The organism is Dactylosporangium maewongense (assembly GCF_039531485.1).
Taxonomy (GTDB): domain Bacteria; phylum Actinomycetota; class Actinomycetes; order Mycobacteriales; family Micromonosporaceae; genus Dactylosporangium; species Dactylosporangium maewongense.
Genome location: NZ_BAAAQD010000020.1, coordinates 236,975 through 244,726 on the forward strand (window position 1 = coordinate 236,975; position 7,752 = coordinate 244,726).

Genomic DNA, 7,752 nt, shown 5'->3' on the forward strand with positions numbered 1-7,752 from the left:
CCGCAGGCTGGGTGGCACAGACCATCAAGAACCTCATGATGGACCTGCAGGACGCGAGCTGCCGGGCGCGCTACCTGATCAGGGACCCGCGACGGGACGTTCCCCGCCCTCATCGACGAAATCCTCGCCGACGCCGGCATCCAGACCGTCCTCTGCGGCATTCGGGTCCCGAGAATGAACGCGATCATGGAGAGATGGGTACAGTCCTGCCGCCACGAGCTACTCGACCGCACCCTGATCTGGAACGAACGCCACCTACGCCACGCTCCGCACCAGTACGAGCAGTACTACAACACCATCGAGCCCACCAGGCCATGACGCAAGCCGCACCCCTACGAGCTGTCCCCACGCCGATCACGGATCGAGGACGAATCGCCCACCTCGACATACGCCGACGAGACCGACTCGGCGGTGTCCTTCACGAGTATCAACATGCGGCTTGAGCTGCACGGACGAGGCTTTCGGCAGGCGCACAGCTCCCCAAGGCCGCGCAGGTCGTCGCCGTCCTCGACACTCTCGCCGCGCGACGCCTCACCGTGGGCCCACCTCAAACCGCTGGGAGCGTACTGTGGCCGATTCAGGTGGGCGCCGGGCCGGGCATGCTGGTCTCGTGGTGAAAATTGTTTGCCGAATGCCCCGTGCCCTGCTCTGAAACTGTCAAGCTTGAATGGCGCCACTCGGCCAGGTACCGGGTTTGTGATGGAACAGGAAACGATCACATGGCTGGGCAAAGTGTCGTTTGTTGATCGCCCGACGAAGACGTCCGCGTCGCGCGGCGCCGCCACGCCCCGACGAGTGGCACGGATTCCGGTAGTCCGCCACAACCGCGGGATCGCCCGTGGCGCATTCGGCGATCCCGCAGGCCGAGATGTTCGAGGGCCGCGTGACGGCGACGGCCGCCGTCACGGTTCGCGCCGGTGCCACCGTCGCCGAACTGCTGGTCCGCGACCCTATGCATTTCCGGTCCGCGGCCAGGGCGACGCCCTCGCCTACGGCGACCTGCTGCTGGTCGGCAACGGGCAGCGCACCGACCGGCGCATGCACGCCGTTGCGTACGGTCAGCACCGCTGATACGACCCCGACCTGGCTGCGGCGGAGGCGTCCGCTGCGCCGCGCTGATACTCGACAAGTCACTCCAGGGGAGGTCGAAGTGATCAGTAGGAAGCGCGCGCCGGTGCCCGGCGCCAGTCAGCTGCAGTCAGCCGCACGCCGTGTGCTCTCCTGGCTGCCCAGTCACACGCGAGGCGATCCGCCGGTGGCGCTGGTGTACCGGGGGCCGGCGTCGCTGCCCGGCTGCCCAGAGGCTGTAGCAGCGCTGCTCCAATCCAGCCGGTGGGGCTTCGACGTCCGCCACGTCGGCCCCGACGAGAACTTGCCGATCTCCGCCGAGGCCCTGGCTGGCGCGGTCCTGTACGCGCAGCCCGGCGGGGGCACCCTCGCCCACGGCTACCGGCAGCTGCGCCGCCACCGCGACGAGATCCGCTCATTCGTGGGCAACGGCGGCAGATATCTCGGGTTCTGTCTCGGCGGCTACCTCGCCGGCGCCACCCCCGGCTTCGACCTGCTCCCCGGGGACACCGACCAGTACATCGCCTCGCCCGCCGCCACCATCGCATCGAAAGACAACACCATCGTCGAGGTTGTGTGGCGGGGCCGGCGGCGCACGCTGTTCTTCCAAGACGGCCCATACTTCTGGCTACGGCCCGGCAGCGACGCAACCATCGTCGCCACCTATCCCAACGGCACCGCCGCCGCCTTGGTCGCCGGCTTCGGGCTCGGCCGAGTCGGCGTCGTCGGCCCCCACCCCGAGGCCACCGACGACTGGTACACCGATGCCGGGCTGGCTGTCGACCGGCTCGGCATCGACCTCGGCCTCGACCTGGTGGACGCGGTGATGCGGTCGTGACACAGCTCGCCCACTCCTTCAGGCCGGTTGACACCACGCCACGTCCATCACCGGGGCACACATCCCGCAACCCGGACCGTCGACAGCGTCCCGGGTCGATGCCTTTGGCGCTCACCCGACGTGGTCATCGTTGTTTTCCGACCAGGCCACCTGGATCATCCCGGAATGGGCACCGCGCCGGCAAGCATTTCCAATGCCGGCAGGCCTGCCATGCTATCCAATAGGCTCATTTCCAGATTCCGAAGATCTCCAGATGATCCACCTGGGGACGGCCACCGTCACCATCATCGACACGGCCACGATCCGATCAATCCAACCCGTCACAAATTTGATAAGCATCCCAGTGCCCACATTTCGGGTGAACCACATTGATGTAATTTTCTATGATCGGATTTCTTGCAATATATTCACCGGCATGGTTCCGATGGGGTTTCCCGCCCCAAGCCAGTTGATCAAGGCATACCAGCCTTCGTCGACCCGATAGGAGCAAGCCGTGCCCGCGTACCCCTCCATCGTCAGACGCGCGTTCGCCGCCGCAATGATCACGCTACTTGCGGTGCTCTTCGGAGCGATTTCCGCCCAGACCTCGGCGGCCGCCCAGCCGGTCGCCCCGGGCAGCAGCTTGTACGAAACCGTATCCGCCGCGATCATGCAGCGGGCGCAACAAAGCCAGTTGCAGGCAACCGCCGCCGGGCGGCAGTCGCGGGTCGACGTCCAACGTCGAGCCGGCGACTGGGCCTTCGGCAGCGCGGTTCTGACCGCACCCGCGAAGCCCGACCAGTACCCGATGGGGTGGATGTTTCTCGCCCACCGCACCGGTACTGGCTGGCAGGCAATCCTCGACGGCACCGCGCAATTCAGCGCTCTGGCCAGTCAAGCGCCGGCAGCCATCGTGTCCGTTCGGGAGCGCCAAGTGCTGGGGCCGGCCGCCGCCACGATAATGTCCACGGCGGACACCACATACAACACCGGGCTGCGCCTGCCCTTCGCGATCGGCCAGTCCTGGAGACTCACCGGCGGCCCGCACGGTTGGAACGGCTCCGACACCCCATACAGCTCAATAGACCTGAATGGTGGTGACTTCCGCGTGCTGGCCCCCGGCAGCGGCACCGCATACCTGATGTGCGACGGGAACAGCTCGGGCCAGTACGGCGGCTGGGTGCGTGTCTACCACGGCAGTGGCTACACCACCGACCATTATCACCTGTGGGCGCCTGTCAACTACAACGGCGGCTCCGTCAGCGAAGGGGCATTCCTCGGCTACACCGGCACCGACGTGTCCTGTGGCGGTTCCGCCCCCTATCGGCACGTCCATTGGTCCATCCTCAACGGCAGCACCCGAGTGTCGTGGAACACGCGATCTGCCGGTAATTGGGTGTTCATCAGTGGGCCGGCGCCGTACGCCGGCTACGCGCTGCACGGCAGCACGAAGGTCGATGCCGGGGGGCAGCACACGGACGCCGGTGGAGCGCTGTACAACTATGGCGCCCTCAACTTCAACCAGGGCATCGTCGACGCCAACGACGATACGTACATCAATAAGCGCTCAGGACCCGGCACCGGATACGCCATCGTCGGTTCCGTTACCGACGGCACCACCGTCACCATCTCCTGCTGGCGCAACGGCACGAACCTCACCGGCCGTTGGGGCCCCACCGCGGTTTGGGACAAGCTGACCGACGGCACCTGGGTCAGCGACGCGTACGTCTACACCGGAGCGGACACCATCGGGCCGAACTGTTAGGCGGTACAAGGTGGTCCGGACCGGCGTCAACACCGGTCCGGACCATTTGTGGTTCAGTCGCCCAGTTCGGTTGATATGCGGTACGCGCGGATGATGGTTTGTTCGACCTTGGTGCCGTTGGCGTCGATGGAGGTGGCCCGCAGGGATACAAACCCATCGCGGTTGGGGTGTTGCAGCGTCTCGATGGTCTGGTCGCCGGCTCGCTGGAGCGGGGCCGGTTGCCAGCTGCCGCCGTCGTCGTAGGAGACCTCGACGGTGAGCGTGGTGGGCGCGGTGGCGGTCGAGCCTGGCAGTGGTGTGACGGTGACTGGAACGGCGTACCTGCCGGTCGCGCGTGCGGTGTTGAGCGCGTTGAGCTTGGGGCTGAAGCGGATCACCGAGAGGGGCAGGGCGGTTCGCGTGGTGGTGTACGCGGAGCGGAAGGTCCACGCGACGCTGGTGCGGGTGGACAGCGTGCCGGGGGCGCCGCGGTCGGCCTCGATCTGCAGTCGATAGGTTCCCTCGCCCGCCGGGACGCTGAACTGCACGACGCCCTCGGCCTCCGAGCCGGGGATCTCGACGCCGTCACGGGTCAGCGTGGTCCGCGCGTCCGCCGTGTAGGACCTGCCGAAACGGCCGGCGCCGTCACCGTACAGGCCCACCAAGGGCCAGATTAGGTCCCTGTCGCGGTACGGCGGGTTCCTGGGGCTGAAGGACGGGCCGAAGACGCCGCGGTTCCACCGTTGGGCGTCATGCTGCCCGGGCTGGTAGACGGTGGGTGCGGAGACGATGTAGGCGACCCCTGGGCCTTCCATGATTTCATCCTGCCAACGCAGCCTGCCCTCGGTGGAGTAGTGCACGGTGCGGGTGAACGGCGCGTGGAACGGCACGCCGTAGTTGAAAGCGGGCCCCTCGCCGTCGGGTGACGAGGCGATCCCACCGTCACGCCAGGGTGGAATCGTCGCGTTGACGTATGGCGAGGTCAGAACGCCGGTGGCCTGGCTGCCGTAGCCGGCGCGCACGGTGGCCAGATCCCGGCTGGTGACCTGCCGGTTGAACCCGGTGATCATCTGACCCTTGCTGACCCAGGTCAAATTGTAGATCTCGGGGCTGTCGGTGATCGTGCCGTCCGGGCCTGGGCGGGCCCAGACGCTGTTCACGACGGAGGTGACGAAGGGCTCGCTGACCTGCGGACCGATCCGCGCGCGGTGCACATGCCGGCAAAGGATGCGCCGACCACGGAATCCTTCACGCCGGAGCTGCCCTGGTGGCTGATCGTGGTGACCTCGGCCCACACCGAGATCGCCGATCGGTCCGGGATCCCGACGCGGATCGGTTTGCCGAGCCGGGCGTCCAGGTTCACCTGTTGCGAGGCGTTGAGGTCGACCTTCGGTTGGTTGAGCATCGTCGTGTCCTCCGCGCCGACGATCATGCTGTCGATGATGTAGCGGCCTTTCGGCAGTCGCAGCGTGACGGTGCTGTCGCCGCCCCAGAACTGGCGGATGTCCCAGAGTGCGAGCTCGGCATCCGCTGGGATCACCGCGGTGGAGTAGACGTTGCTGGGCGTGCCGTCGCGGCCGGTGTGTACGAGAGTGAGGTCGTAGCTCTCCACTTCCCGGGCGACGGCGAGCGGGGATCGCACCTGAACACCGCCGCCGGTGGCGGTGAGGTAGCCGGTGAACGCGTCGTCCTCGGTGCCCACCCGGGTGTCCGCGGTGACGGTGGCCCGGCCGCCCGACGGCACCGTGAGGGGGTTGCGGGAGAGGGTGAACATCCCCGCTGGTGCGGGACGGCCCGCCGGCCCGGTCGCGGTGACCGCGAGGTTCAGGGTGATGTCGTCCGGGCCGGTGTTGGTGTAGGTCAGCTCGGTGGTGATGGGCTGGTCGTCGCCGTGTGGCCAGCGTTGCTCGCCGAAGCTGAGGTCGGCCGGTGTGGCGAAGACGGGTTGGGTGATGGCGTGGGCCAGGTCCAGCCGGCCGGCACCCTGAGCGAAGACACCCAGCGAGGGATTGGGCTGCGCCGAGCCCATCAACGCGGCCTTCAGCTGCTCCGGAGACCATTGCGGGTGTCGCTGCTTGAGTACCGCGGCGGCCCCGGCCACGTGCGGGGTCGCCATCGATGTGCCCGACTGCGTTACGTACGGCTGGCCGGGCTCGCCGAATCCGGCGTCCTTGCCACGCGCGGCGGTGATGTCCACGCCGGGCGCGGTCAGGTCGGGCTTGATCGACTGGTCACCGGTGCGCGGGCCGCGGCTGGAGAAGTCAGCGAGCTGGTCGGTCTTGGTTCCCGACCCTGGTCACCAGCAGCCGGCCGGGTGGTTGCAGCAGGGTGGGCACCTGATCGAAGAAGGCCTGCACGCAATCGAGGGCGGTGTGTGCCCGCAACGGACCACCCAGAGCCATGATCCAAAGGGGCGAGACACCTTGACTCTTTCAGGCGCAACGTCAAGGTGTCTGATCACTGGCCCGCGCGAAGGCAGACACGGAAGCGCAAGCCAGTGACCAGCAAGAACACGCCCGGATTCCAGATCGTTTGGAACCGAACAAGCCGAGTCAAGGGGTTCAGTAGCGACATGCTTGACCCGACATTCAAATCAAAGAATGAAAGAGGGCTTCTGCAGGTAGCCTGACCTGCGGAAACCCTCTACTTGTCGGGACGGCGGGATTCGAACCCACGACCCCTTGACCCCCAGTCGTTGGAGGCCCCAGCGACGTGCTCAAGCACGTTCTCCCAGGTCACCGAAAGCATAAGCCGGCCGAGTAAAGGGGTCCAACAGATCACCTCATCGTGACGACCATACGTGCGACCGCCGGACCTGCCGGGCCAGTCCACCTGCCCAGATCAGGACGCAATGAGCTCGGCGATGCGCAGAGTGGCCTGGCGGCGCCGGGCGGCGCTGACCCGCGTGTAGTAGCGCATGAGGTGCCGGGGTCATGCCCGAGAGTTCGGCGACCTCGCGAATGCCGTACTCGTCATCGAGCAAGCTCGAGACCAGCAGATGCCGGACCTGATGCGGTCCGATCGGGCGGACCCCGGCACGTGCGGCGAGTCGGTTGAATCGGCTGGTGACATTGTCCGGCCGCAGCGGTTGACCAGTACGGCCGGTGAACATGTACCGCGACCCCGTCGGTGTCTTCGGGTGCGCCTTCGCGGTGCTCAACGTCGTGAGGGTCGCCGGGTCCAGCAGCAGGGTGCGGGTGCCGTTGTGGGACTTGGGCGGCTTCTCCCGCACCTGGCTCGTCGGGTCCTCGACGATTCGCTGCCGGCACACCTTGAGACTGCCCTGCTCCGGCTCCAGATCACGCCACATCAGCCCACACAGCTCGCCGCGGCGCAGCCCCGTCGTCAGCAGCAGCCGCAACAACGGATAGAGCCGATCACCCCGAACATGCTCGAGGAAGCGTCGAGCTTCGGCCAAGGCCCACACCGGTCGATTGGTGCGATGAGGCTGGCGAGGTCGTCGGCGGCTCGGCGACGACGCCCTGCGTTGACGCGGGAGTAATAGCGCATCAACGTCGCGGGGGCATGGCCCAGGCGTTCGGCGACTTCCGGGATGCCGTATCCGTGGCTGAGCGAGCGGCAGGCCCTGTATCCATCACCGTGCGTCGTCGAGTTCACAAAACGGCACCGACGGCAGCCTCTGCTCGTTCGTCCTCGACGTGGCGCCAGGACCTTGCCTGCCCGTGGTGCTCCGCGGTCGGGGAGCTGGGCCGAGAACAGGTCTGACCGCCGGCGCCGTGCCCCTGGGCGGACAGGGCGCCCGGCACCGCAGTCACGGTGATGGCCGGAGTGCGTGCCAGGGCTCCGGCGAACCGCCGGTCGCTGCCGAGGAGGGCCAGCGCGACCTGAACAGCGCGGATGCGATGGAACCTCCAGGGGCGGGACTCGGTCCGTCACTTGACGGCTCCTTGCATCAGCGCCTTGACGAAGTTGCGCTGGAAGATCAGGAAGATCGCCAGCGAGGGCAGGATGATCAGCAGGGAACCGGCGCAGAGAAGCACGATGTCGGTGCCGTACTGGCCCTGGAACGCGCCCAGCCCGCCGGCCACGGTCCGCTTCGTCGGGTCGTCGACGAGGACGAGGGGCAGCAGGTACTGGTTCCAGCTGGCGAGGAAGAAGAGCA

At 67.1% G+C, this 7,752-nt stretch carries 6 protein-coding genes and 2 pseudogenes; 3 read left to right on the top strand and 5 right to left on the bottom strand.

Annotation, left to right across the window (positions count from 1 at the left end):
• Positions 1-186 precede the first annotated feature (186 nt).
• Positions 187-318: a hypothetical protein gene (locus tag ABD332_RS40680; RefSeq protein ID WP_344508932.1), complete on the top strand. Its 132-nt coding sequence runs from the start codon at positions 187-189 to the stop codon at positions 316-318.
• A 339-nt stretch (positions 319-657) separates the two neighbouring features.
• On the opposite strand, the gene ABD332_RS40685 is transcribed toward ABD332_RS40680, so the two are convergent.
• Positions 658-1,065 (bottom strand): hypothetical protein, encoded by a 408-nt coding sequence (locus tag ABD332_RS40685; protein WP_344508934.1) that lies wholly within the window; start codon positions 1,063-1,065, stop codon positions 658-660.
• A 190-nt stretch (positions 1,066-1,255) separates the two neighbouring features.
• On the opposite strand from ABD332_RS40685, the gene ABD332_RS40690 reads away from it, so the two are divergent.
• Together ABD332_RS40690 and ABD332_RS40695 are read left to right on the top strand one after the other, a co-directional pair.
• Positions 1,256-1,906, top strand: a complete 651-nt coding sequence (locus tag ABD332_RS40690) for a BPL-N domain-containing protein (RefSeq protein ID WP_344508936.1) — start codon at positions 1,256-1,258, stop codon at positions 1,904-1,906.
• A 493-nt stretch (positions 1,907-2,399) separates the two neighbouring features.
• A complete protein-coding gene (locus tag ABD332_RS40695; RefSeq protein WP_344508938.1) occupies positions 2,400-3,650 on the top strand; it encodes a M23 family metallopeptidase in 1,251 nt (416 codons plus the stop codon).
• Between the two features lie 53 nt (positions 3,651-3,703).
• Here ABD332_RS40695 and ABD332_RS40700 read toward each other — a convergent pair whose 3' ends face one another.
• From ABD332_RS40700 to ABD332_RS40715, 4 genes and pseudogenes are all read right to left on the bottom strand, one after another.
• Positions 3,704-4,843 (bottom strand): hypothetical protein, encoded by a 1,140-nt coding sequence (locus ABD332_RS40700; protein ID WP_344508939.1) that lies wholly within the window; start codon positions 4,841-4,843, stop codon positions 3,704-3,706.
• Positions 4,786-5,898, bottom strand: a pseudogene (locus ABD332_RS40705) (S8 family serine peptidase); the annotation flags it as partial. The gene ABD332_RS40700 and the pseudogene ABD332_RS40705, both read right to left, overlap by 58 nt.
• A gap of 513 nt (positions 5,899-6,411) precedes the next feature.
• Positions 6,412-7,047: a tyrosine-type recombinase/integrase gene (locus tag ABD332_RS40710; RefSeq protein ID WP_344508941.1), complete on the bottom strand. Its 636-nt coding sequence runs from the start codon at positions 7,045-7,047 to the stop codon at positions 6,412-6,414.
• Positions 7,048-7,522: 475 nt separating this feature from the next.
• A pseudogene (locus tag ABD332_RS40715) lies at positions 7,523-7,752 on the bottom strand (carbohydrate ABC transporter permease); the annotation flags it as partial.

Excerpts from the sequence above, each read along its gene's own strand:
- ABD332_RS40680 (WP_344508932.1), top strand. The coding sequence starts at position 187 with ATGGAGAGATGGGTACAGTCCTGCCGCCACGAGCTACTCGACCGCACC.